Source organism: Staphylococcus sp. mip270_02 (assembly GCF_054031535.1).
Genome location: NZ_CM132934.1, coordinates 11634 through 38602, shown reverse-complemented (window position 1 = coordinate 38602; position 26969 = coordinate 11634). Strand labels below are relative to the sequence as shown.

At 34.9% G+C, this 26969-nt stretch carries 18 protein-coding genes, 1 tRNA gene and 1 other RNA gene; 15 read left to right on the top strand and 5 right to left on the bottom strand.

From position 1 onward, the window contains the following. Positions 1–311: 311 nt before the first annotated feature. Together lip and ACW5YJ_RS00135 are read left to right on the top strand one after the other, a co-directional pair. Positions 312–2453 carry a YSIRK-targeted triacylglycerol lipase gene (gene lip / locus ACW5YJ_RS00140; protein WP_457338304.1) on the top strand — a complete coding sequence of 714 codons (2142 nt, stop codon included), beginning with the start codon at positions 312–314 and terminating at the stop codon, positions 2451–2453. A gap of 273 nt (positions 2454–2726) precedes the next feature. After that, a complete protein-coding gene (locus ACW5YJ_RS00135; RefSeq protein ID WP_457338303.1) occupies positions 2727–3278 on the top strand; it encodes a GNAT family N-acetyltransferase in 552 nt (183 codons plus the stop codon). 379 nt (positions 3279–3657) lie between these two features. On the opposite strand, the gene ilvD is transcribed toward ACW5YJ_RS00135, so the two are convergent. Next, on the bottom strand, positions 3658–5358 hold the full coding sequence (gene ilvD / locus ACW5YJ_RS00130; protein ID WP_017723292.1) for a dihydroxy-acid dehydratase: 1701 nt from the start codon (positions 5356–5358) through the stop codon (positions 3658–3660). Between the two features lie 330 nt (positions 5359–5688). On the opposite strand from ilvD, the gene ACW5YJ_RS00125 reads away from it, so the two are divergent. Together ACW5YJ_RS00125 and ACW5YJ_RS00120 are read left to right on the top strand one after the other, a co-directional pair. Beyond that, positions 5689–6474: an arylamine N-acetyltransferase family protein gene (locus ACW5YJ_RS00125; RefSeq protein WP_107551730.1), complete on the top strand. Its 786-nt coding sequence runs from the start codon at positions 5689–5691 to the stop codon at positions 6472–6474. Between the two features lie 154 nt (positions 6475–6628). Then, entirely contained in the window at positions 6629–7615 is a 987-nt protein-coding gene (locus ACW5YJ_RS00120; RefSeq protein ID WP_017723290.1) for a LysM peptidoglycan-binding domain-containing protein, read from the top strand. A gap of 145 nt (positions 7616–7760) precedes the next feature. Here the strand turns inward: ACW5YJ_RS00120 and ACW5YJ_RS00115 are convergent, their stop codons facing one another. Further along, a complete protein-coding gene (locus ACW5YJ_RS00115; RefSeq protein WP_017723289.1) occupies positions 7761–8033 on the bottom strand; it encodes a hypothetical protein in 273 nt (90 codons plus the stop codon). Positions 8034–8222: 189 nt separating this feature from the next. Between ACW5YJ_RS00115 and ACW5YJ_RS00110 the strand changes: the two genes are divergently transcribed. Both ACW5YJ_RS00110 and ACW5YJ_RS00105 read left to right on the top strand, forming a co-directional pair. Further along, a complete protein-coding gene (locus ACW5YJ_RS00110; protein ID WP_171914417.1) occupies positions 8223–9083 on the top strand; it encodes a GNAT family N-acetyltransferase in 861 nt (286 codons plus the stop codon). Positions 9084–9192: 109 nt separating this feature from the next. Continuing rightward, positions 9193–10437, top strand: a complete 1245-nt coding sequence (locus ACW5YJ_RS00105) for an ammonium transporter (protein ID WP_171914416.1) — start codon at positions 9193–9195, stop codon at positions 10435–10437. A gap of 136 nt (positions 10438–10573) precedes the next feature. Here ACW5YJ_RS00105 and ACW5YJ_RS00100 read toward each other — a convergent pair whose 3' ends face one another. From ACW5YJ_RS00100 to gltC, 3 genes are all read right to left on the bottom strand, one after another. After that, positions 10574–11350 (bottom strand): YibE/F family protein, encoded by a 777-nt coding sequence (locus ACW5YJ_RS00100; RefSeq protein WP_017723286.1) that lies wholly within the window; start codon positions 11348–11350, stop codon positions 10574–10576. After that, on the bottom strand, positions 11347–12462 hold the full coding sequence (locus ACW5YJ_RS00095) for a YibE/F family protein (protein ID WP_026113518.1): 1116 nt from the start codon (positions 12460–12462) through the stop codon (positions 11347–11349). Before ACW5YJ_RS00095 ends, ACW5YJ_RS00100 begins: the two co-directional genes overlap by 4 nt. A gap of 93 nt (positions 12463–12555) precedes the next feature. Beyond that, positions 12556–13443: a glutamate biosynthesis transcriptional regulator GltC gene (gene gltC / locus ACW5YJ_RS00090; RefSeq protein ID WP_017723284.1), complete on the bottom strand. Its 888-nt coding sequence runs from the start codon at positions 13441–13443 to the stop codon at positions 12556–12558. A 139-nt stretch (positions 13444–13582) separates the two neighbouring features. Here gltC and gltB point away from each other — a divergent pair, with 139 nt between their 5' ends. The 9 genes from gltB to dnaX all read left to right on the top strand — a co-directional run bounded on the left by gltB (position 13583) and on the right by dnaX (position 26898). Continuing rightward, entirely contained in the window at positions 13583–18085 is a 4503-nt protein-coding gene (gene gltB, locus ACW5YJ_RS00085) for a glutamate synthase large subunit (RefSeq protein WP_171914414.1), read from the top strand. Positions 18086–18105: 20 nt separating this feature from the next. Beyond that, the gene (locus ACW5YJ_RS00080) at positions 18106–19569 is read left to right on the top strand and encodes a glutamate synthase subunit beta (RefSeq protein WP_017723282.1); all 1464 of its coding nucleotides are present in this window, start codon (positions 18106–18108) and stop codon (positions 19567–19569) included. A 56-nt stretch (positions 19570–19625) separates the two neighbouring features. After that, a tRNA-Ser gene (locus tag ACW5YJ_RS00075) sits at positions 19626–19718 on the top strand. A 403-nt stretch (positions 19719–20121) separates the two neighbouring features. Beyond that, positions 20122–21549 (top strand): PTS system trehalose-specific EIIBC component, encoded by a 1428-nt coding sequence (gene treP, locus ACW5YJ_RS00070; protein ID WP_017723281.1) that lies wholly within the window; start codon positions 20122–20124, stop codon positions 21547–21549. Positions 21550–21635: 86 nt separating this feature from the next. Continuing rightward, on the top strand, positions 21636–23270 hold the full coding sequence (gene treC, locus ACW5YJ_RS00065) for an alpha,alpha-phosphotrehalase (protein ID WP_457338302.1): 1635 nt from the start codon (positions 21636–21638) through the stop codon (positions 23268–23270). A gap of 28 nt (positions 23271–23298) precedes the next feature. Further along, positions 23299–24024, top strand: a complete 726-nt coding sequence (treR, locus tag ACW5YJ_RS00060) for a trehalose operon repressor (protein ID WP_017723279.1) — start codon at positions 23299–23301, stop codon at positions 24022–24024. 107 nt (positions 24025–24131) lie between these two features. Next, positions 24132–24401: signal recognition particle sRNA large type (gene ffs / locus ACW5YJ_RS00055), an RNA gene on the top strand. A gap of 191 nt (positions 24402–24592) precedes the next feature. Next, positions 24593–25123 carry a GNAT family N-acetyltransferase gene (locus tag ACW5YJ_RS00050; RefSeq protein ID WP_107551725.1) on the top strand — a complete coding sequence of 177 codons (531 nt, stop codon included), beginning with the start codon at positions 24593–24595 and terminating at the stop codon, positions 25121–25123. A 59-nt stretch (positions 25124–25182) separates the two neighbouring features. Further along, on the top strand, positions 25183–26898 hold the full coding sequence (dnaX, locus tag ACW5YJ_RS00045; protein WP_119603677.1) for a DNA polymerase III subunit gamma/tau: 1716 nt from the start codon (positions 25183–25185) through the stop codon (positions 26896–26898). Positions 26899–26969 lie beyond the last annotated feature (71 nt).

Here is a 26969-nt window from a genome sequence, read left to right as displayed (position 1 = left end):
ATTGTGCGTAATTTAGTTGTAATCAGTTGTTGACTGAAAATAGTTTGTTTAGTAAAATCTAATTAAATTATTTATTGAAAGTTTTTATTTGTTAATTATAAAGATTTTTAACAATTTATTGGAAATTCTTTTGATAAATAAAATTTTTCTCAAAGAATGTAAGCGCTTTTTTTCGGAAGGGGTGAGTGGTATGAAAGCATTGATAGGTAAATTTTTTGAACTAATACCGCGCTTTATTATTAACTTTTTCATCTAGTCTGTCTTATTAATTAAATTGTGTTTTAAAATCATAAAATTTAGAGGTGTTGTATATGGAGAAGAAACGAAATAAGTATAGTATACGTAAATTTACTGTCGGCGCTTCTTCAATTTTAATTGGCTCGTTATTATTTTTGAATATAGGAACTGTAGAAGCTGCAGAAGAAAATAATCAAAGTGAAGCGGACGCACAAGTACAAAATGGGAATCATTTGGGAGATGATGAACATCAAAATTTAGTGAATGATAAAACAAATACACCGGTTAATGATGATAAAACACAAGTGAATGATGAAAAACTCAATCAACCAACTCATACTAGCTTACATAAAGATCAACAAAATACTAAAAATAAAGTTAACGATTCAACAAATAAAGTGAAAGAGCAAGAAGAGTCGAAAGTGGATTCAGGATTTAATTCAAACGACAAAGTGAAAAAGCAAGAAGAGTCAGAAGTGGATCCGGAATTTAATTCGGAAGACAAAGTGAAAGAGCAAAAAGAGTCAAAAGTGGATTCAGGATTTAATTCAAACGACAAAGTGAAAAAGCAAGAAGAGTCAGAAGTGGATCCGGAATTTAATTCGGAAGACAAAGTGAAAGAGCAAAAAGAGTCAGAAGTGGATCCAGGATTTAATTCAAACGACAAAGTGAAAAAGCAAGAAGAGTCAGAAGTGGATCCAGAATTTAATTCAAACGACAAAGTGAAAGAGCAAAAAGAGTTAGAAGTGGATCCAGAATTTAATGAAGAAGATAAATTAAAGCAACAAGAAGATCATGTGGATTATAAAGATGCTAAACAAAATAAAGTGGTAGGCAACAATCAGACACCATTAAATAAACATGTTAAAAGTGATGGAAATAAAAAAGAGGAGATATCCTTAGATAAATTACCAAATCAAACTGCAAATCGCGATTCTGAACAAGATAATAAGGATAATCCTGATAAAGCATTAAATACATTGAAAGAAAATGCTGTGGCAACGCCGAAGAACCAAACTCAACAAAATGTAGAAAAAACGAATGAACAACCTAATAAAACTGCAAAACAAGGACAGTATAAAAACCAAGATCCTATCATTTTAGTACATGGTTTCAATGGTTTTACTGATGATATTAATCCAGCAGTATTAGCGCATTATTGGGGTGGAGATAAATTGGATATCCGCCAAGATTTAGAAAGTAATGGTTATGAAACATACGAAGCGAGTATCGGTGCGTTAAGTAGTAACTATGATCGTGCCGTTGAGCTTTATTACTATATCAAGGGTGGCACGGTGGATTATGGTGCAGCCCATGCTGAGAAGTACGGTCATGAACGTTATGGTAAAACATATGAAGGTGTATATAAAGACTGGAAACCAGGTAAAAAAGTGCACTTAGTGGCTCATAGTATGGGTGGTCAAACAGTAAGGCAACTTGAGGAATTATTACGTAATGGTAGCCCAGCAGAAATAGAATATCAAAAGGAACATGGCGGTGAAATTTCCCCGCTTTTCCAAGGAAATAACGATAACATGGTGAATTCAATTACAACCATAGGTACGCCACATAATGGTACACATGCTGCAGATGCATTAGGTAACGAAGCTCTTGTTAGACAATTAGCGTTTGATTACGCCAAATTTAAAGGTAATAAAAACTCAAAAGTAGATTTTGGTTTTGGCCAATGGGGGCTTAAGCAGAGAGAAGGAGAAACATACGCTCAATATGTACAACGCGTTCAAAATAGTGGATTGTGGAAAACAAAAGATAACGGCTTTTATGATTTGACGAGGGAAGGCGCTGCTAAATTAAATAAAAACACCTCGTTAAACCCTAATATTGTCTATAAAACATATACAGGAGAATCTACAAGACCTACTTTGCTCGGAAATCAAAAATCAGACATTAATATGTTTCTACGATTTACTGTAACAGGTAATGTAATTGGTAAAGCTGCAGAAAAAGAGTGGCGTGAAAATGATGGCTTAGTATCTACTATTTCATCACAACATCCGTTTAATCAAGCCTTTACAGAAGCTACAAATGAAGTGAAAAAAGGTATATGGCAAGTGACTCCAATTAAACACGGTTGGGACCATGTTGATTTTGTTGGACAAGATTCTACTGACTCTAATCACCCTACTGAAGAGTTGCAACAGTTTTGGCATAATTTAGCAGCAGATTTAGTTCGTAACGAGCAATTTGATGCTTAAATAAAATTAAAATTAAAATTTAAATAATGGAGGTAATGGTCATGACAGGAGACTTATTTGATTTATTAGGTTCGTTATTCCGTGTGATTAAAACATTATTTTTCTAAAAATTAATATGACGGTATAACAAGGTTAACTTAATTATTATAATCCAGAGGGGCAGGCATTGAAATCAATTTGTAATTATTGGTTTATGCTTGGCCCTTTTTCTATTTTGAGTATTGGTTAGTTTAAAGTATACTAACACATAATGATTAGGTTAGGAGAGGTGTAATGATACAGTTTTCAAAAGGTACTTTAGAGTCGCTTGATGAAACGATTATGGATGATTTCTATTATTGGAAATATGAGGAGCTTGAACAAAAAGCAAAAAAATGGAATGGTCCATATATTGAGGAACCGCAAATAGATAAATTATCATTTATTAGAGATTTAGAAGAAAATCGTTATATCTATCCAAACGTAGAAAGTACTTTAGCGATTATGGTAGAAGGTAATTTTATAGGGACTGTCGGTTCATATTGGATAGATAAAAATACTAATTGGTTAGAAATAGGTATTGTTATTTACAATAGTGATTATTGGGAAAGTAGTATTGGCACAGAAGTATTTCAACTATGGATTGATTATTTATTTAAGAAAGATTTTGTTCATAGGTTGGGTGTCTCAACATGGTCAGGTAATGAAAGAATGATTAAGCTTGCTCAAAAAGTTGGCATGCGAGAAGAAGCTAGAATTAGACAAGCAAGAAGTGTGAATGGACAGTATTTTGATGCCATTAAAATGGGTATACTAAAATTTGAATGGCTTGGAATACGAGAGTAAACACTACATAGTTTATAATGTAAAAAAATATAAAACGAGACCGAAACAATTGAATGTCCCGGTCTCAAATAATTTTTAGAAATTATTTACCTGTGAATAAACCAACGATTTTTTTGATGATATCAATGATAAAGCTCATGTAACTCACCTCGCTTTGTTTTGTTAAATTAAATATAATACAATTGCGTTCAATTTTGTTATATATTCCCTAAGTTGTAAAAAATCATTCTCTAATGACTAAAAATAAAATGAATAAACAATTGCGCATTCTAAAGTGTCTTTTTGTGAAAAATTTTGCATTATATAGAAAAAAGTCTTATTACAATGTGTTAGAAAACACTTTGTAACAAGACTTTTTTGCTTAATATTATAATGATATTTAGTCAGTAATTGCGCCTTTTGATGCTGAAGAGACAAGTTTAGCATACTTAGCGAGCGTACCTTTTGTTGCTTTTAGAGGAGGGACTTCCCAATTTTGATAGCGACGTTCAAGTTCTTCTTCAGAAACGTTGAAACTAATTTCAAGGTTCTCTGCATCAATGGTAATTATATCGTTTTCTTCTAAGAGTGCCATTGGTCCACCTACTTGAGATTCTGGTGCAGCATGACCTATAACTAGTCCGTGAGAACCGCCAGAGAATCTACCATCTGTAAGTAATGCTACAGATTCTCCTAATCCTTTTCCTACAAGGATAGAAGATGCAGATAACATTTCAGGCATGCCTGGTGCGCCTTTAGGACCTGCGTAACGAATAACGACGACATCGCCAGGTTTGATTTCATCATTTAGTATAGCTTTAGTGGCTTTCGATTCTGAATCGAAGACACGTGCAGGTCCTTTGATATAAGTGACACTAAGGCCAGAGATTTTAGCTACAGCCCCCTCAGGAGCCAAGTTACCTTTTAAAATAACAAGAGGCCCAGTTGCATGTTTAGGTTCTTCGAAATTTATGATTTCTTTATTATCAGTTAGGTCTGGTTGACTAGCTAAATTTTCAGCTACTGTATGGCCAGTTACAGTTAAGCAATCACCGTGAATTAATCCTTTGTCATGAAGTAGCTTCATAACAGCAGGGATGCCCCCCACTTCGTCAAGGTGTGCCATTACATACTTACCACTTGGTCTCAGATCAGCAATATGAGGCACACGCTTACGGATTCTCTCAAAATCATCTAGTGTTAAATCTACTTCAATTGTATGTGCTATAGCAAGTAGATGTAAAATAGCATTTGTTGAACCACCTAATGCCATTACAACGGTGATTGCATTTTCGAAGGCCTCTTTAGTCATGATATCTTTTGGATAAATACCTTTTTCTAATAATTTATAAACTGCTTTTCCGGCTGCTCTACTATCTTTTGCTTTATTTGTAGAAACAGCAGGATGTGAGGCACTACCTGGTAAACTCATACCCATTGCTTCAATTGCTGATGACATCGTGTTAGCAGTAAACATACCACCACAAGCACCAGCGCCAGGGCACGCAGAACATTCTACTTTATGTAAAGCCTCTTTATCAATTTCTCCATTATTATATTGTCCGACACCTTCAAATGCAGATACGGCATCTAAATCTTTGCCATCTAATTTTCCAGGTAAAATCGTTCCACCGTAAACGAATACGGCAGGTAAATTTAAGCGAGCGATTCCAATCATACAACCAGGCATGTTCTTATCGCAGCCACCTATAGCTACAACGCCATCAAGGTTTTCAGCGCTAACAACGGTTTCTATTGAATCTGCAATGATTTCACGACTTGGTAATGAAAAACGCATACCGTCTGTCCCCATCGAGATACCGTCTGAAACTGTAATTGTATTGAAAATTAACGGAGAGCCACCTGCTTCACTGATGCCTTGTTTGGATGCACGTGCTAGACCGTCAATGTGCATGTTACATGGCGTAACTTCGCTCCAAGTACTTGCGACCCCAATCATAGGTTTTTGGAAATCTTCATCTTCAAAACCGAGTGCGCGTAAATAAGCACGGTTAGGCGTTCTACTGACACCTTCACTAATTACTTTACTTCGTATACGTAAATCTTGTTGATTTGTTTGTTGTTCTTGATCTTTAGCCAAGTGATAACCCCCTAGATATGTTGTTTTATAATGTTAGAAAAATCAGAATTTTTAACAGTTAGTCATACATCTATACTAAAAAACTTAAGAACGTATAGAGTTGTGTTGGTTTCTGATGTTAGTTATAAAGTATCGAAAGTACACATTATCTGTATATCGGATTAATGTCAAACTTATCATGACCTATATATATTGTTATACCCTGTATTTAATGTTGTGAAAATCAGGAACTGAGCCATTTTTTGAAAATCTAAAAAATTGTTTTAAATAATGTTTTTGGATTAAAATATATGTGTACTGTAGGGTAGTATAAATTGAGGGGGGATTAAAATGACAGATTTTAGTCAATTAGAGAATTATTTAGAAATTGATACAAAAAAATATAATCGAATTGATTTACTATCATTAAATCATTATATTCATCAATATGTTTTGCATGTTCCTTTTGAAAATATAAATGTCCAAAATAAGCAACCAATTGCACTTAATGATGAGTCAATGCTCTACAAAATCCTTCAAGAACATCGAGGTGGTTTTTGTTATGAACAAAATCGTTTTTTCAAAAATTATTTAGTTGGAAAAGGATTTAATGTAGATATGATATCTGCGACAATTAATACAGGCAATGGTTGGGCGATGTCAGGTTCACATATGGCGCTCAAGGTAAAGGTAAATCAACAAGACTATTTAGTAGATGTTGGATATGCAGATGTACCTAGAGAGGCAATGCCTTTATCGGATAATCAAGAAGTCATTACTGATATCAATGGTTATTTCAGAGCTTCCTATATAGATACACAAACGATTGAAATGTGTAAGTATAAAGATAATGGATGGCAAATACAATATCAAGCGACGGATGCACCTAAAAATATTTCAGATTTTGAAGAGGGTATAACGTATAACCAACACAACCCTAGTTCTATATTTGTGAAAAAATTAATAGTAAGTAAAGCAACCGATAATGGTCGTATAACATTGTCTAATTCCCATTTAACTATTACAGATCGTGGTGAAAAAGTGAAGAAACCTGTGACAAGTGATAATTATTTAGCGATATTAGATAACTATTTTGGGATTGATAATGTAAATATATTAACGTTTGAACGGTCATAAATAAGTTGTATATTACAAGTTTTATATTTTTACGTTCTCTTTTGTAATCATAATGTCATATAAATAATATACTAATGTACATTTTTACGATGTATAATAAAAGAGTGAGTATAGACACGAAGTGTAATAGATATATAGTAGGAGGTTTACATAAGTGCGTAAAAAAATTATTGCTACTGTAATAGGCACTAGCGCCTTAGCAGCAGTTTCATCAACTAACGCAGATGCCGCTACAACTTATAAAGTTAAGAGTGGCGACTCATTATGGTCAATAGCGAATAAATTTAATACTTCAGTGGACAAATTGAAGTCATTGAATAATTTAAGTTCAAATGTTATTTTTCCAAACCAATCATTGAAGGTGTCAGGGACATCAAGTTCGAACACGACTTCAAACACATCAACTGGAACGACATACACAGTTAAATCTGGTGATACACTATCAGGTATAGCTGCGAGATATGGAACGACTTATCAAAAAATTATGAGCTTAAATGGTTTATCGAATTTCAATATTTACCCTGGTCAAAAATTGAAAGTGTCAGGTACTACATCAACTGGAGGTTCGAATACTTCAGGAAATACAAGTAGTGGAAGTACGACAACATATATAGTTAAGAGTGGGGACTCATTATCAGCGATTGCTGCAAGGTATGGCACCACATATCAAAAAATCATGAGTTTAAATGGTTTATCGAATTTCAATATTTATCCTGGTCAAAAATTGAAAGTATCAGGTAATGCATCAACTGGAGGTTCTGGTTCAACAGGATCTACAGGATCGTCGGGATATTACTCACCTGTATTCAACCATTCTAATCTATATGATTGGGGACAATGTACTTGGCATGTATTTAATAAACGTGCGCAAATTGGCAAAGGTATCAGTACTTATTGGTGGAATGCTAATAGTTGGGATACTGGTGCTGCGGCTGATGGTTATACTGTGGATTATAATGCTACAGTGGGTTCTATTTTACAATCGGATTTAGGTTATTACGGGCATGTTGCTTTTGTAGAATCAGTAAATTCGAACGGTAGTATTACCGTATCTGAAATGAATTATTCTGCTGCACCTGGTACAGTTACTTATAGAACGATTCCAGCATCACAAGTTAAATCGTTTAAATATATTCACTAAATAAATATAGCAAAAAGCTCGTATTACAGTATGAAACGTGTAACTGTAATACGAGCTTTATATATATGTTTTTAATATAAATTAGAATGATGTACGACTTAAGAGATTGAAGTTATGCTATCTTAGCAGAAAGCGTACTATGTTATTATGCGTTCTCTTTGCGTAAAGATTTAACGCGTTTCGCTGTTGTGAATAGCGTACTTGCAAGTGTAAAAGTTGAAAATATTTTTGCGAATTTACGTGGTGACTTTAAAGCTGTATAAAAATCTAATACTGCACCTACGCTTGTAATTGCCATGCTAGCATATATTAGTTTTTTGTTTTTTGATTGATAGGCATACCAATTGAAACCTTCTACTGCAATGCCTACAAAATTAACTGTATTTGAAATGCGATTGATTTTTGTTTTTTTAGCCATTCTACTAAATCCTCCATTTTAAAATGTATATCTTATTTTAATATTATAACACTTTATAAACTTACGATTGATGTATAAATGTCTAATGTTGTTTGAAATATAAGATGTACACAATATTGAAATATGATAACATAAGCGATGTTCATATAAAAATAGTACGATTGTATATATGGGATGGAGTGGTGCAAAATGATTAAATGTGTTTGTTTAGTAGTTGAATATAATGAGTATTTATTGCTCGTTCAAGCTAGAAATAGAAAAAAGTATTATTTCCCTGGTGGTAAGATAGATGTGGGTGAATCACATAAAGAAGCGCTAAAAAGAGAAGTACAAGAAGAATTACGAATTGATTTACCAGAGTCATCTTTTGTCTATCTTCAAACAGTCATTGGACAAGCATATCCTCAGAAAAATACACAAACAGAACTGAATTGTTATCGTACTACAGTGAATATAAATTGGGAGGCGATTGAACCTGACCAGGAAATTACAGATATGCAATGGATACATAAATCAGAACGTCATAAAATAGCGCCAGCAGTTTTAACTTGGATTGATACACAAATAGAACATTGTAAAACTATTAACCTTGTACCTTATGAAGAGACACTTATTTCAGAAATAAAACAATTCAATATCACAACAGAAGATAGAAAGTTTACAAAAACCCCTGAAGAAAATATTGAGCTTGCTACTAACGATGGGGAACGTCACCCGACGTTGGTATATAATGCTAAATCGGAATGCGTTGGTTTCTTTACATTGCATGAAGGGGAGGGCGTTGCACCTTATTCAAACAATAAAAACGCGATATTTTTCAGATCATTCAGCATTGATTCGAATTATCGAGGTCATGGTTATGGCAAACAAGTCATTCAATCGCTACCGAAATATTTAAGGCAATATTTTCCTGATGTTGATGAAATCTATTTGACAGTAAATACTGATAATGAAATAGCTCAAAAATTATATCAACAATATTGCTACCAAAAGGTAGGAACCTCACAGTTAGAAGGGCGACCAGTATATATTTTGAAACAAAATTTATAAAAAATGAATCAGAGCGTCAAATAACTTAACACAGTGTGTTATCTTATTTGACGCATTTTTGTGATCTAATTTGTTAGGGGGTATGATCTTCTACAAAGGAGTGAGCAATATGAATATGAATGATACATTATTTTTATTTTTTTGTACGTTATTAGTATGGTTAATGACCCCAGGATTGAGTTTGTTTTACGGAGGTTTAGTGCAGTCTAAAAATGTTTTGAACACAGTGATGCAAAGTATGTCTGCTATTGTAGTTGTTACATTTGCTTGGATAATACTCGGCTTTAGTTTGAGTTTCGGTACAGGAAATATAATCTTAGGCGATTTAACATATTTGGGATTACAACATGTTGGATTTAATACTCAAACGGAAATGGCCTCACATGTACCTCTAGGATTATTTATGTTATTTCAAATGATGTTTTGTACAATTGCTGTTTCGATATTATCTGGTTCAATTGCAGAAAAAATGAAGTTTATACCTTATCTTATTTTTGTATTTTTATGGGTGATTTTAGTATATAGCCCTGTAGCGCATTGGGTGTGGGGCGGCGGTTGGATTGATCAACTTGGTGCGATAGATTATGCTGGCGGGACCGTAGTACATATCACTTCCGGTGTTTCGGGACTAGTGTTAGCAGTGATGATAGGTGCAGGCAAAAATTTTGATAAACGACCACCACATAACCTTATTATTTCATTAATAGGTGGTATATTCGTATGGATTGGTTGGTATGGGTTTAATGTAGGGAGTGCGCTAACATTTGATCATATCGCAATGACATCATTTATTAATACTGTGTTAGCAGCGAGCGCAGGCTCATTAGGTTGGTCGATTATAGAATATTGGATGAAAAAGACGACTAGTTTGATCGGTATGTTGTCTGGAATGCTAGCAGGTTTAGTAGCAATCACACCTGCAGCAGGGTTTGTTGATTATACGAGTGCTATATTAATTGCGTTTATAGGTGGCTTATGTTGTTATTTTGCGATTAATTATATCAAAGTGAAATTAAAATATAATGATGCTTTAGATGCATTTGGAATCCATGGTATCGGAGGTATTATCGGTGCGATATTAACGGGCGTATTCCAATCACAAAAAGTTAATGATGGTATTCCGAATGGTTTGCTATTTGGTGGTAATATACAGGCGGTAATGGTTCAAATATTGGCGGTAATTGTAACAATTATATTTAGTGGATTAGTTACATATATTATCGCAAAAATAATTGGCCTATTTAGCGAGCTTGCTACGGGTAAAGTTGAAGAAGAACAAGGTCTAGACTATGTTGTTCATGGGGAAAATGCATATTTCAATGGTGAATTGAATAAATTGAATAGACGTTTTTAAGATTTAATGTTTACGAAAAATATATGATGTGATATCTGAAAAGCAAATTGGAAGATTGAATATATTAAATATATTAAAGACCTATCGAGATATAGACGTAAATATATGTTCTAATCCCGATAGGTTCAAGTTAAAATTATTGGTTATTTTGTGTTACTGATGTCTTTTGCTTTTTAATTAAAATGGAGGTTAACCATGCTGTAATTGGAATGCTAATGGCTACAGCAATTCCACCTAACAGAATTGAAATAAATTCTTGAGCAAAAATTTTCGAATTAATTATGTGGCCAAATGAATAATTAAGTTTGAAGAACCAGAAAAATAATGTCAGTTGACCACCAAAATAAGCTAAGTAAATGGTGTTTGCTGAAGTTGCTAATATTTCTCTGCCAACGCGCATACCAGATTGGAATAGTTCTTTCTGAGTTAATTCAGGATTTGTTTCGTTTAATTCGCACATTGGAGAACTTATCGTAATCGCTAAATCAATCACTGCTGCAATGACTGCCAACACAATTGTAAAGACCATGAATTTAACCATGTCGATACCGATATTCATGGAAAATATATAAGTCTCGTCTTGTTCTTCTGTCGTGAAGCCTTGTAAATCACCGATTGAAACAGAAAAATAAATTGCCAAGATTAATATTACTGTAGTTAAAATCGTCGCATAAAATGCAGCTTTGGTTTTAGTGTTATAACTATTCAACATAAATAAGTTACATGCTGCGATAATAATACAGAATATAAGTGTGACTAGATAAATCGGTGCCCCAAATATAATGATGACAATTGCGATTAATAGGATGACAAAGTTCAAGAACAGTGTCATATAAGAAATGAGTCCTTTTTTACCACCGAAGATAAGCATTAATACCAGCAATATTAGACCTAAAATTGTTATAGCACTCATTGGTTAGCACCTCTCATTCTAAACCATAGTTGCATCAATAAGATTGTAATCGGGATTGTTAGTACGATGCCAATACCCCCTGTGATCGCCCGGGAAATTTCAAGTGACCAATTCATAGAAATAGTATATGTAATGGTGTTTGCATTTTTTAAGTATATGAGTAGCATTGGTAAGCTACCTGATAAATACGAAAAGAGTAAGATATTTGTCATAGTGCCCATGATATCTTGTCCGATATTACGCCCAGCTAACGCCCAACGCGTCATACTGATGTCTGGTGTACGCCGTAAAATTTCGGCCATACCACTTGCGATAGTTATCGCGACATCCATTACAGCACCTAAGGTACCAATTAATACAGAAGCGAGAAATACTTCTTTAGGTGGTAACGTTAAAAAGCTCATTGTTTCAAACTTTATACCTGAACCGTCAGTGAAATGTATAACTAATTGTGTAATGCCGACGCAAATGAATGTACCGAGTAATGTACTGATAATTGTAATGAGTGTTCGCCATTGCCAACCTGTAACTAAGATTAAAGTTAATATAGTTGAAATGAAAATGCCGATACTCATCAAACCGAATAAACTGATGTTAGGGTACTGATTATGAATGTAAATGGCTAAAACAACGACCATTGTATTAATCACTAACGATAAAATTGATTGTAAACCGATTTTTCTTCCCACTAGCAATACAGTTAATAAAAACAAACCTGTAATGGCGACAATTAGGCTATCGCGTTTCTTTTCAGTGATATATGCACTATTCAGTTTATCGTCAATATGTAGCAGGACTTTATCGTTGGTGGAATAAGCTTCACTGTCTGCTTGTGACTCAATGTATTGATTTTGAATGGTAGTCGTTTTACCTTCGTATTTTCCGTTGAGTATTTTGATTGTTAACTGTTCTTTATGTTTCGTATCTTTGTTATGATGCTCATCTGTAATTTGGGATGTAGATTTATTTTCAATATTGATAATTTGACCTATAGGTATATCGTAAAATTTAGCATTCATGAAAGTGAAAATAAAAACTCCTAAAAATATGATACAAAAAGCAAAGACAACCCAATTAAAAGGGTGCTTCAATAATTTTTTAGCTGAATTCAAGCTGACTCAATCCTCTCTATTTTTAGACAATGTGATTATACGCCCCAGCTTTGTTGAATTCAAAGATTTATAGGTTATAGTTTTGAGTCTGCATTAATGATAAGTCGCACTACGGCTTAATAATTGCTCTATAGTTGTAAGCATCAATTGTAAATCGTTTTTACGATTGTCTTGCCGAACAATACTACAAATCGTACGTCTTAGCTCTGTGTGTTCTAGTGAAATATCTACCCATTTTTGTGGGTTTTTATCTAGAAGATGGTATGAGGGGGCAATGATGTAACCACGTTCTTTATTAAGTAAATATTGTGCGAGTTGTGTGTGTGTAACTGTGCGTATTGGTGTTTCAACTACCTTTTCTAATGTTTGTCTGATGTTTTGAGGTAAGGCGTAGAGTTCGTAAATCATTTTATTTGAAAATTGTATTAGCGGTGGGTTAGTTGCCATGGTAATGGGATCATCTTTTGGAACATAGATATGAAAATTTTCTTCGAATAAAGGGTTAATCCTTAATGAAGGGTTTTGCTTAAGGTTATGCGTTAACTCTGTAAAAGCAATATCGATTTGATCGGTGAGTAAAGCATTGAGTATGTCATTTTCTTCCATTAGAATGGGTTCAACTACTGAATCGCTTTTATTTTCAAAGGCTTGAATTAATAAAGTTAGTACTTGAGAAATATAACTTTCGACATAACCTATGCGAATAATAAAGTGGTTTGACTCAGATTGGTTATGAAATAAGCGTATAGTTTCCTCAAGTTGATCGATAATCTTAGTCGCTTCTGTAAACAAATGCTTACCTTCATCAGTAAGGTGAATATTACGTCCTTCTCTTTTAAATAATGTAACTTGTAATTCTTTTTCGAGTTGCGTGATTTGTCGACTGATGGCAGATTGTGCAATATCCAATTCAAGTGCAGCTTCTGATAAGTGCTCTCTTTTAGCTACTTCTATAAAATATTTTAATTGTTTTATTTCCATAGTTAATAACTCCTATTCCAAATCATTCTAATTATTAGAATGATATCATCTAATTTATATATTGAACAGATTAATCAACTGCTATATAGTTTACTTACTTAATTTAATATTCAGAATTTTCGTAAAAGAGGTGAGGGTCATGCTTGAATATGGTGAAAAAGTAGGCTTATATGATGGCCGCGAAGAACATGATGCATGTGGTATAGGGTTTTATGCCAATATGGATAATCAGAGGAATCACGAGATTGTTGAAAAATCATTAGAAATGTTACGTAGGTTAGATCATCGTGGGGGGATTGGTTCTGATGGTATTACTGGCGACGGTGCCGGTATTATGACAGAAGTGCCTTATGAATACTTTGCAGCAAAAGTTGACTTTGATTTACCGGCTGAAGGTAAATATGCGGTTGGGATGTTTTTTACTAATGAGAAGATAGCTGATTCTCAACATGAAGCGCAATTTAATGCTCACTTTGAAGCAGAAGGCTTAAGTGTCATTGGTTATAGAGATGTTCCTGTAGATACGAATGCAATAGCATCGCACGTAGTTGAAACTATGCCGCATATACAACAAGTGTTTGTTGCGTTAAACGATGTATCACACATAGAAAGAACATTATTTTTAGCGCGTAAACAAATTGAAAATTACGCTAATCAACAACGTTTGAATTTATATTTTACAAGCTTATCTCATAGAACAATTGTGTACAAAGGTTGGCTACGCTCAGATCAAATAAAAGCGTTATACCAAGATTTGAATCATGAGACTTACGTTTCAAAGTTAGGGCTTGTGCATTCACGTTTTAGTACAAATACGTTTCCAAGTTGGAAACGTGCACATCCTAATAGATTGCTCATGCATAATGGTGAGATTAATACTATAAAAGGTAATGTGAACTGGATGAGAGCAAGACAAAATGATTTAATAGCAACAATATTTGGTGACGATAAAGATAAGATTAAGGAAATTGTAGATGAAGATGGTAGTGACTCTGCCATTGTAGATAATGCATTAGAATTTTTATCGTTAGCTATGGAACCTGAAAGAGCAGCGATGCTGATGATTCCAGAACCTTGGTTATACAATAAAGCTAATGATGCTAATGTACGCTCATTTTATGAGTTTTATAGTTATCTTATGGAACCGTGGGATGGTCCTACAATGATTTCTTTTTGTAACGGAGATAAGATTGGTGCGTTAACGGATAGAAATGGTTTGAGACCAGGACGCTATACGATTACGAAAGATAATTATATTGTCTTTTCTTCAGAGGTCGGCGTGGTAGATGTACCAGAAGATAATGTAGCGTTTAAAGGTCAATTAAACCCAGGGAAGTTGTTGCTGGTTGATTTCAAACAAAATAAAGTAATAGAAAATAACGAATTGAAAGCGCGTATCGCTGATGAACATCCATATGAGAGTTGGTTGAATCAATTCAAAGTAGATTTAGGATTGGCTAAAGTAGCGTATCAAAATTCTGGATGGAGCGATGAAAGTTTAACGCGTTTACAAAAACAATTCGCTTACACAAAAGAAGAAATAGATAAATACCTGACTGAAATTGTTGAAAATAAGAAAGACCCAATAGGTGCAATGGGGTACGATGTGCCGATTGCGGCTTTAAATGAAAAAGATGAAACGTTATTTAATTATTTCAAGCAATTATTTGCGCAAGTTACGAATCCACCTATCGATGCTTACCGTGAAAAAATAGTTACGAGTGAACTATCTTATTTAGGCAGCGAAGGGAATTTATTGAATCCGAATGAAGACGTATTGAACCGTATTCAATTAGCACGACCAGTTTTAACAGAAGCGCAACTAGAAGTCATTGAGCAGAGTAGATTTAATGTTACGCATTTATCTACGATTTATCAAAATAATTTAGAGGAAGCTTTAGAGGAATTAGGAGATAAAGCGATTCATGCTGTAAAAAAAGGTAAAGAAATCATAGTATTAGATGATCGTGGATTAGTGAATGCTAGTGAAGGATATGCGATGCCGATGCTGTTAGCAGTGAGTCATATTCACCAGTTGTTGATAAGAGAAGGATTGCGCATGCGTACAAGTATAGTAGCCTTGTCAGGAGAAACGAGAGAAGTACATCATGTTGCTTGCTTGTTAGGATATGGAGCAAACGCGATTGTACCTTATTTAGCACAACGTACGATTGAGCAGTTAGTGAGAAATCAACGTTTAGAAGGGGGTATTTCTGAAAATGTTCAAACCTATACAGATACATTATCTGAAGGTGTGATAAAAGTTATGGCTAAAATGGGTATTTCTACTGTTCAAAGTTATCAAGGGGCACAAATTTTTGAAGCAGTAGGCTTATCATCTGAAGTTGTTGAAAAATATTTCACAGGTACACAAACTAAACTTTCAGGTATATCCATAGATATGATAGATAAGGAAAATAAAGCAAGACAAACACCTACCAGTAAATATATTGAATCAGGAAGTACATTTCAATGGCGTAAACAAGGTCAACACCATGCCTTTAATCCGACATCTATTCATTTGTTGCAACATGCATGTAGATTAAATGATTATGAAAAATTCAAATCATTTTCATATGAAGTTAATCATAAACGCACTGATCACGTTCGTCACTTGATGGAATTTAAAAAGCAAAAAGCTATTGATATCAGTGAAGTTGAGCCTGCAAGTACCATTGTTCAACGTTTTAATACAGGGGCAATGAGTTATGGTTCAATTTCTGAAGAAGCACATCAAACATTAGCTGAAGCGATGAACCGAATGGGTGGTAAAAGTAATAGCGGTGAAGGTGGGGAAAATCCGGAACGCTATATTGTAGATGAAGAAGGCCGTAATCGTTCTAGTGCAATTAAGCAAGTTGCATCCGGTCGTTTTGGTGTGACGAGTGATTATTTACAACATGCCAAAGAAATACAAATCAAAGTTGCGCAAGGCGCTAAACCAGGGGAAGGTGGACAATTACCAGGTACTAAAGTATATCCGTGGATAGCTGAAGTAAGGGGTTCAACACCAGGTATAGGTTTAATATCACCACCGCCACATCACGATATTTATTCAATAGAAGATTTAGCACAATTAATACATGATTTAAAAAATGCAAATAAAGACGCAAATATTACGGTGAAACTTGTGTCCAAAACAGGTGTAGGTACAATTGCAGCTGGTGTTGCTAAAGCATACGCAGATAAGATTGTTATTAGTGGATATGACGGAGGTACAGGCGCTTCTCCTAAAACGAGTATTCAACATGCAGGTGTGCCATGGGAAATTGGTCTAGCGGAAACGCATCAAACTCTAATGATGAACGGTTTAAGATCAAGAGTGAAAGTAGAAACCGATGGCAAGTTACTTACAGGTAAAGATGTTGCTTATGCATGTGCGCTAGGTGCTGAAGAATTTGGTTTTGCTACTGCACCATTAGTAGTACTCGGATGTATTATGATGCGTGTCTGTCATAAGGATACTTGTCCTGTAGGTATTGCTACACAGAATCAAGATTTGAGAGCCTTGTTTAACGGTAGAGCGGATCATGTAGTTAATTTTATGCACTTTGTTGCTGAAGAATTGCGTGAGATACTAGCTGAACTTGGATTGAAATCTGTAGACGAACTTGTAGGTAGAACGGATTTATTAACACGTAAGAATAATCTAGCCAACAGTCGTCCTAAAGCAGCATCGATGAATGTTGAAGCATTGTTGTATCAACACGAAGGTGAAAGATTTAAAAAAGTAGAGCAAAACCACCATCTCGATGAAGGCTTTGATTTAACAGAACTTTATCCAGATGCTAAAGCGGCGATTGAAAGTGGTCAATCATTTAGTGGGCAATATCAATTGAAAAACGAACAACGTGATGTAGGTGTTATCACTGGTAGCGCCATTACAAGAGCACATGGTAAAGACGGACTGCCTGAAGATTCGATTTATGCTGAGACTGTTGGTCATGCAGGTCAAAGTTTAGGTGCTTATACACCAAGTGGTTTAACAATTCATCACACAGGGGACGCTAATGATTATGTAGGTAAAGGTTTATCTGGTGGTAAAGTGATTGTTAAAGCGCCAAACCAACAACGTGAAGACGAAATTATCGTAGGTAATGTTTGTTTTTATGGTGCTTCTCATGGTAAAGCTTTTATAAGTGGTAAAGCTGGAGAACGTTTTTGTATTAGAAATAGTGGGGTACAAGTAGTTGTTGAAGGTATTGGTGATCATGGTCTTGAATATATGACTGGCGGTAGAGTTGTTGTGTTAGGTGATGTAGGTAAAAACTTTGGCCAAGGTATGAGTGGTGGTGTGAGTTATATCTTCCCGTCTGATATAGAGCAATTTAAATCAGAAAATAAATTAGACAGCTTAGATTTCGATTTCATTACTGTCGAAGAAGAATATGATGTTTTGAAATCTATGTTAGAAGAACATGTGAAGTATACAAATAGTACGAAGGCGAAAAATATTTTAGCTAACTTTGAATATGTTGCAGATAAAGTCGTTAAAGTAATTCCTAAAGACTATAAACTGATGATGCAAAAAATCGATTTACAAAAGCAAAATTCAACAGAACTTGACCAAGCTTTATTAAATGCTTTTAATGACAAGCGCACATATATAGAATCAGAGCAACAATTGACTGCCGTATATTAATTGTAGAAGGGGGATTTATCATGGGCGAATTCAAAGGATTTATGAATTATGACAAACAACAATTGCACGAGTTGTCTTTGGTTGATCGTTTGAAGAGTCACGATGCGTTTCAACAAAGATTTACGAAAGACGAAGCGGCACAACAAGGTGCTCGTTGTATGGATTGTGGTACGCCATTTTGCCAAACTGGAGAACCATTTGGTAGAGAAACCATTGGTTGTCCTATAGGTAATTATATTCCAGAATGGAACGACCTTGTTTATAGACAAGATTTCAAAACTGCCTATGAACGGTTGAACGAAACGAATAACTTCCCTGAATTTACAGGGCGTGTTTGTCCAGCACCTTGTGAACAATCTTGTGTCATGAAGATTAATCGTGAATCAGTTGCTATTAAAGGGATTGAAAGAACTATTATAGATGAAGCTTTTGAAAATGGTTGGGTGAAACCAACAGTACCAGAGTATCGTAAAGACGAATCAGTAGCTATAGTAGGCAGTGGTCCAGCTGGTTTAACTGCTGCAGATGAATTAAATAAATTAGGATACAACGTTACAGTCTACGAGCGTGCGCACGAAGCTGGAGGATTGTTGATGTATGGTATACCTAATATGAAATTAGATAAAGATGTAGTACGTCGCCGAATAAAAGTGATGAAAGAATCTGGTATACGTTTTGAAACTGATACAGAAATTGGCGTGGATATTAGCAAAGAAACGCTTAACGAGCAGTATGATGCAATTATTTTATGTACTGGTTCACAAAACGCAAGAGATTTACCTTTAGAAGGACGCATGGGATTAGGTATTCACTTTGCGATGGATTATTTAACAGAACAAGGTCAGTATTTAAATGGTGAAATCGATGAACCATCTATTTCTGCTGAAGGTAAAAATGTGGTCGTAATCGGAGCCGGAGATACAGGAGCAGACTGTGTCGCTACTGCATTGCGTGAAAATTGTAAATCAATCGTACAATTTAATAAATATACAAAACAACCAGAAGAAATTGAATTTGATGAGAATACGTATTGGCCGTTGGCAATGCCTGTATTTAAAATGGATTATGCACATAAAGAATATAAATCACGCTTTGGTTTTGAGCCACGTGCTTATGGTGTGCAAACAATGCGCTATGATGTGGATAGAATTGGTAATGTCAAAGGCGTCTATACACAAATTCTCGAAGAAACTGATGAAGGCATGGTAGTTGTAGATGGTACTGAGCGCCATTGGCCAGCGGATTTAGTACTGCTGTCTATAGGTTTTGTAGGTACTGAAACAACAGTGCCACATGCTTTTAATATTCAAACAGAACGCAATAAAATTGTAGCTGATAACAAAGATTTTAGAACAAACCAACCACACATATTCGCTGCAGGCGATGCTAGAAGAGGACAAAGTTTAGTTGTATGGGCGATACAAGAGGGTAGAGCGGTAGCGGATTCTGTAGATTCTTATTTAAATGAAAAAACATTAGTGTAACTTTGTAATTTTGATTGACTTTTACAAATGGCTATAATATGATGAGTATTGTGTTTGGAGGAATACCCAAGTCCGGCTGAAGGGATCGGTCTTGAAAACCGACAGGAGCTTAACGGCTCGCGGGGGTTCGAATCCCTCTTCCTCCGCCATTATATTTTTAAAACCAAGACTAATGAATAGATGAGGCAAGTATTCAATCTCGTATTGAATGCTTGTCTTTTTTGATGTGCTTTTTAAGACTGCATGATTATATAGTAAGGTATCTAAAAAATTATGTTTATCGGTTCTTTATTAATAAGGAATTTAAAGTTATAAAATCAAAATGGTAACTTTTCAATGAAAAAGAAATGTGTTTTGATGAAGAATGAACAGTTGATAACTAAGTGAAAGCCCAAAGATTGCTACTTCTCACTTTTAGTAATAATACAGTTTATTATGGCCTTTTGTGCGATGGGGTAAAAGATTTGTATGATTTTTGTGAAAGCCTTTACAAAACTTGTCTAGACAAGTTATAATTTCTGTAATGTTAAAAGTATAAGGGAGTGGATTGTCATGGCCGTTAAAAAGAAAGATGTGCAAGATATAGTCGAAGCTGTTGGGGGCAAAGATAATTTGGACACAGCAACACACTGTGTTACACGTTTGAGACTTGTCTTGAAAGACGATGATAAAGTGGACAAAGACCGATTGAGTAATAATGATTTAGTGAAAGGCCAGTTCAAAGCGGATAACCAATATCAAATAGTTATTGGGCCGGGAACGGTAGACGAAGTCTATAAGCAACTGATAGCAGAAACGGGGATTAGTGAATCATCTAAAGATGATGCAAAGGCGGCAGCAGCTAAAAAGGGAAATCCTATTCAAAGATTGATTAAGTTACTGGGGGATATCTTTATACCAATCTTGCCAGCAATCGTAACTGCTGGTTTACTTATGGGAATTAATAATTTACTCACAATGGAAGATTTATTTGGACCGAAACCACTTGTTGAACAATTTCCGCAATTGGGCGATATCTCAAATATTATTAATGTCATTGCTAGTACAGCTTTCATATTTTTACCAGCATTGATTGGTTGGAGTAGTATGCGTGTGTTCGGAGGAAGTCAAATACTTGGTTTAGTGTTAGGTTTGATTTTAATGAATCCACAGCTTGTTTCTCAGTATGACATTGCAAAAGGTAACATTCCTACTTGGGATATTTTTGGTTTAGAAATCAAGCAACTAAATTATCAAGGACAAGTGTTGCCGATTTTACTTGCAGCATATGTTTTAGCTCAAATTGAAAAATTCTTAAATAAACATATTCATGATTCAATTAAAATGTTAGTTGTTGGTCCAATTGCATTACTAATAACAGGATTCTTAGCATTCATTGTTATTGGTCCTGTAGCGTTATGGCTAGGTACTGGCATTACAAATGGTGTGACGTTCGTCTTTGAACATGCTGGTTGGTTAGGTGGCGCTATTTATGGTTTGTTATACGCACCACTTGTTATTACAGGATTACATCATATGTTCTTGGCTGTTGATTTCCAACTTATGGGTAGTGAGCTCGGTGGAACATACTTATGGCCAATTTTGGCGATATCTAATATTTGTCAGGGGTCAGCAGCATTCGGCGCTTGGTTTGTTTATAGAAGACGTAAAATGGGCAAAGAACAAGGTTTGGCGATGACTTCTGGTGTTTCAGGTTTCTTAGGGGTGACGGAACCGGCATTATTTGGTGTCAATTTACCATTGAAATATCCGTTTGTCGCAGCGATTTCAACATCTTGTGTGTTAGGAGCAATCATTGGTGCAACGCGCGTGCTTGGTAGTGTTGGTGTCGGTGGCGTTCCTGCTTTCATCTCAATTAAAAGCGAGTATTGGGGTATCTACCTTGTATGTACCTTTTTAGCAATTGTGGTTCCGGCAATTTTAACGGTATTCTTGTCAAAATTTAGTAAAGATAAAGCAAAAGAAATGGTAGAAGAATAAGCATTCTAAAGCAATACAACTAAACTCGCTAAAACGGCTTAGCGGGTTTTTCTTCTTTAAATAATATAAGTAAAGGTGGTAATTTCATGAGTCAAAGTGATTGGAGAAAGTCAGTAGTTTATCAAATATATCCGAAATCATTTAATGACACGACAGGTAACGGTGAAGGTGATTTGAAAGGAATCATTGAAAAGTTAGATTATTTACAGTATTTAGGTGTAGACTACATTTGGTTAACACCAGTGTATGAATCTCCAATGAATGATAATGGTTATGACATTAGTGATTATTATAAAATAAATGAGAAGTTCGGCACGATTGAAGATTTAGAAACACTTGTTGCTGAAGCTCATAAACGTGATTTAAAGATAATGATGGATATTGTTATAAATCATACATCTACAGAACACGAATGGTTTAAACAAGCATACGCTGATAGCGATAGTGAATATAGAGATTACTATTTCTTTAAAAGGTCATCTGATGCTCAACCACCAACAAATTGGGAATCGAAATTTGGAGGGAATGCGTGGAAATACGATGAAAAGACAGATGCGTATTATTTACATTTGTTTGATGTAACACAAGCGGATTTGAACTGGGATAACCCCAAAGTAAGGTACGCATTATATGATATTATCAATTATTGGATAGACTTCGGTATAGATGGCTTCCGTTTTGATGTTATTAATCTAATTTCAAAAGGTGAATTTAAAAATTCTAAAAAAATAGGAAAAGAATTCTATACGGACGGCCCACATGTACATGAATATTTACATGAAATGAATGAGTGTACTTTTGGAGGTAAAGACTTAATGACTGTGGGTGAGATGTCTTCCACAACGATTGATCATTGTATAAAATATACGGCGCCTGAACGTCAAGAGTTGAATAGCGTTTTCAATTTCCATCATCTTAAAGTGGATTACGTTAATGGCGAAAAATGGTCAAATGCAAAATTAGACTTTCATAAATTAAAAGATATACTAATGGAATGGCAACTGGGCATTTATGAAGGTGGAGGTTGGAACGCGATTTTTTGGTGTAATCATGATCAACCGCGTGTTGTTTCGCGTTTTGGAAACGATACTAATGAAATGTTACGTAAACAAAGCTCTAAGATGCTGGCAACAGTATTGCATATGATGCAAGGGACGCCATATATATATCAAGGGGAAGAAATAGGTATGACGGATCCTGGTTTTGGTAGTATTGACCAGTACAGAGATATAGAATCGTTAAACGCTTATAATAATATGAAACGAGCTGGTTATGATGAAGATGAAATGTTAACAATATTAGGTCAAAAATCTAGAGATAACTCACGAACACCTGTACAGTGGACGAGCGAGGAAAATGCAGGATTTACTACAGGAATACCTTGGATAGATATTCCTAATAATTTTGATCAAATCAATGTTGAAGCAGCTATTAAAGATGATCAATCTGTTTTGCATACTTACAGAGACTTAATTCGCTTACGTCATGAATACGATATTATAACTTATGGTAGTATTGAACCATTGTACATGGAACACGATGAGTTATTTGTATATAAACGACATTATAAAGGTGAAACTTGGTTAGTTGTGGCGAACTTTTCAAAAGAAAGTGTTACTATACCAGAAGACTTAAATGTTGAAGGTCGAGTGATGATGCAACATGGTAATATCTCGGATGGGCTGATAGATGGTTTTGGTGCAATAGTTGTAGCACAATAATTTATAAAAGGGTAGTGAGTGAGCGCATATGACACAAAAAAAGTTTATTACAATATATGAAACTTTGCGAGCAGACATCATTGAATCGCGCATATCTTATGGTACACAATTACCGTCAGAATATGAACTGGTAGAAACTTATGATGCGTCACGTGAAACTGTCCGTAAAGCTTTGAATTTATTAGTGAGAGATGGAATGATACAAAAAATTCGTGGTAAAGGTTCGGTTGTAATATATCAAGGACTAACAGAATTTCCATTTGCAGATTTAACGAGCTTTCGAGAAGTTCAACAAGGGCTAGGATTACAACATGAAACTGAAGTGAAAGTTTTAGAGCGAATACCTGCAGGGGATGTGCCAAGGGTGAAGGAAGCTTTAAATGTTACCCAAAGCACAGTATTGTGGCATGTTATTCGTACTAGAAAAATTAATGACAAAGTAAAGATAATTGATGAAGATTATTTAATAGAAGCAATTGTTCCAGGTTTGACCTTAGATATTGTAAAAACGTCTCTATATGCATATGTAGAGAATGTGCTAGGGTTAGATATTAGTTATTCTAATAAATCAATAACATTTGAAGCTTTTGGTGATTTAGAGTATGAGATGTTTGGTGATGTAGCGCCACCTTATACAGCTACTGTACGGGGGATTGTACATCTCAAAGATACTACACAATTCCAATATAATATTTCTAGGCATTTAGCCACAGAGTTTAAATTTAAAGATTTCTCAAGACGTCACAAAATATAAAATTTATTTATAAGATGACCATTTTGTGAATGGTTCTAATAATCTATTTGTTAAATGAAAAGCTAATGCTTGCATTCAGATAGAAGAATATAGTATGATATATTTTGCCGTGCTAGGTGGGGAGGTAGCGGTTCCCTGTACTCGAAATCCGCTTTACGCGAGACTGAATTCCTTTGCTAAGGGTACGTTTTTGTGAAGTCTGCCCAAAGCACGTAGTGTTTGAAGATCTCGGTCCTATGCAATATGAACCCATGAACCATGTCAGGTCCTGACGGAAGCAGCATTAAGTGGATCATCGTATGTGCCGTAGGGTTGCCGAGATTTAGCTGTCGACTTTGGTTACGTTTATGATACGTATTCGAAGCGAAGGTGCACGGTTTTAATTTTAAAAAATAATTAAATTAAAATATACATATATAAAGAGTGACTTCTTTTGATAGCAGTCGCTCTTTTTTTATATTAAAATATAAGCAATGCTTAAATGTTGTTTTAGTATCCGTACAAATGGAATGTGCTAACTGATGTTATAATGTTTAAAAATAAAACTAAACGTTTTGAGGGGGTAGCCATGCAAATTTACTTAAGTACTTTAACTGAAAATGATTATGATACAAGTTTAGATGCTATTGAAGCGGCTTTTTCAGATGTGGCAGAATCAAATCACGATGAACAAGAATTAGTGAAAAAGTTGAGGAAAGCACCTGAATATAATTATGAACTAGAGGTTGTAGCTAAAAATGATGACGGTGAAGTCATAGGTCATATCATGTTATCTGAAATTGCAATTGTAAGTGGAGACAACCGTTATACCACTTTGGCATTAGCGCCATTATCTGTATTAGCAGATTATAGAGGGAAAGGTATAGGCAAAGCGCTGATTCAAGCGGTTGAAGAACGGGCTAAAGCACAAGACTATAGTACGATTATTGTATTGGGAGACCCATCATATTATGGTAAGTTTGGTTATGAAGAGGCACAAGATTTTGAGATTTCTAATCCGTTTGATGTACCATCGAAATTCTTTATGGTTAAATTTTTATGGGATCAATTACTTGAACAACCAAAAGGTGATGTAATTTATCCTGAAGCTTTTAACTAATATTCAAAGTGGAAAATACAATGCTATAATTATTGGTGAATGTAATTGGAGGTGCGAAAGTGAATTATCAAGCTTTATATAGAATGTTCCGACCGCAAAGTTTCGATGATGTTGTAGGACAGGAACATGTTACCAAAACACTACGTAATGCGATTTCGAAAAATAAACAATCACATGCTTATATATTTAGCGGGCCTAGGGGTACTGGGAAAACAAGTATCGCCAAAGTGTTTGCCAAAGCTATTAATTGTCTTGAGCGTGCAGATGGAGAACCTTGTAATGAATGTGCGATTTGTAAAGGTATCACTCGTGGTACAAACTCAGACGTTATTGAAATTGATGCAGCTAGTAATAATGGTGTGGATGAAATTAGAAATATTAGAGATAAAGTTAAATATGCACCTAGTGAATCGAAATTTAAAGTTTATATCATAGATGAAGTACACATGCTTACGACTGGCGCGTTTAACGCATTGCTTAAAACATTGGAAGAACCGCCAGCACACGCGATTTTTATATTGGCGACAACAGAACCTCACAAAATTCCGCCTACAATTATCTCAAGAGCACAGAGATTTGATTTTAAAGCAATTAGTCAAAATGAAATTGTAGAAAGATTGAAATTCGTAGCAGAAGAACAACAAATTGATTATGATGAAACGGCATTAGATTTTATAGCGAAAGCTTCTGAAGGTGGTATGCGTGATGCGCTAAGTATTATGGACCAAGCTATTGCTTTTGGTGATGAGCACTTGACCTTAGAAGATGCTTTGAATGTCACGGGTAGTGTAGATGCGAAAGCGTTAGATGAATTATTTAGAGAGGTTGTAGAGGGGGATGTAAGAAATGCCTTTGCAACGTACCATAAATTTGTGTCTCAGGGTAAAGAAGTAAATCGCTTGATTAATGATATGATTTATTTTGTTAGAGATACGATTATGAATAAAACATCTAACGAAGAAACTGAATATGATGCATTAATGCATTTTGAGTTAAATGTACTATACAAAATGATAGATGTTATTAACGATACACTTGTATCGATTCGTTTCAGTGTGAATCAAAGTGTACATTTTGAAGTATTATTAGTAAAATTAGCTGAAATGATTAAAGAAACACCTGAACATGTTCGAACAGTTGCTACAACAGGTGTTGCAACAGAACCTAATAATGATGTATTAATACAAAGAATGGAACAACTTGAAAATGAGCTTAAATCAATTAGGGCGAATGGTATAGCGACAACTACATCGCCGCAGCAAACAAAGCGTGTTTCTAGCAAAGGTGGACAATCTAAAAATGCCTTTTCAATGCAACAAATTGCCAAAGTTTTAGATAAAGCGAATAAAGATGATATCAAACAATTGAAAGAGCATTGGCAAGAAGTTGTCGATCATGCCAAAAATAATGATATGAAATCTTTAGTTAGCTTGTTACAGAATTCTGAACCAGTGGCAGCTAGTGAGACCCATGTGCTTATCAAATTTGAGGAAGAGATTCATTGTGAAATTGTTAATAAAGATGATGAAAAACGAGAGAACATCGAAAATGTTGTTTGTAATATTATAGATAAGACAGTTAAAGTAGTTGGGGTGCCAGCAGATCAATGGATGAGAGTGAGAACAGAATATCTTCAAAATAGAAAAACTGGCTCAACAACAGAAGCTGGAAATGACGAACAAACTACGACTCAAATACCTGATGAAGTAGATGTTGTTCAAAAAGCAAAAGACTTATTCGGTGAAAGTACTGTAAATGTTATAGATGAAGAGTGATACATGACAATGTTCAAAAAGGCATGTATAATGAGAAAAAAGATAAATCACAACAAAGTGATGTAAAAGTT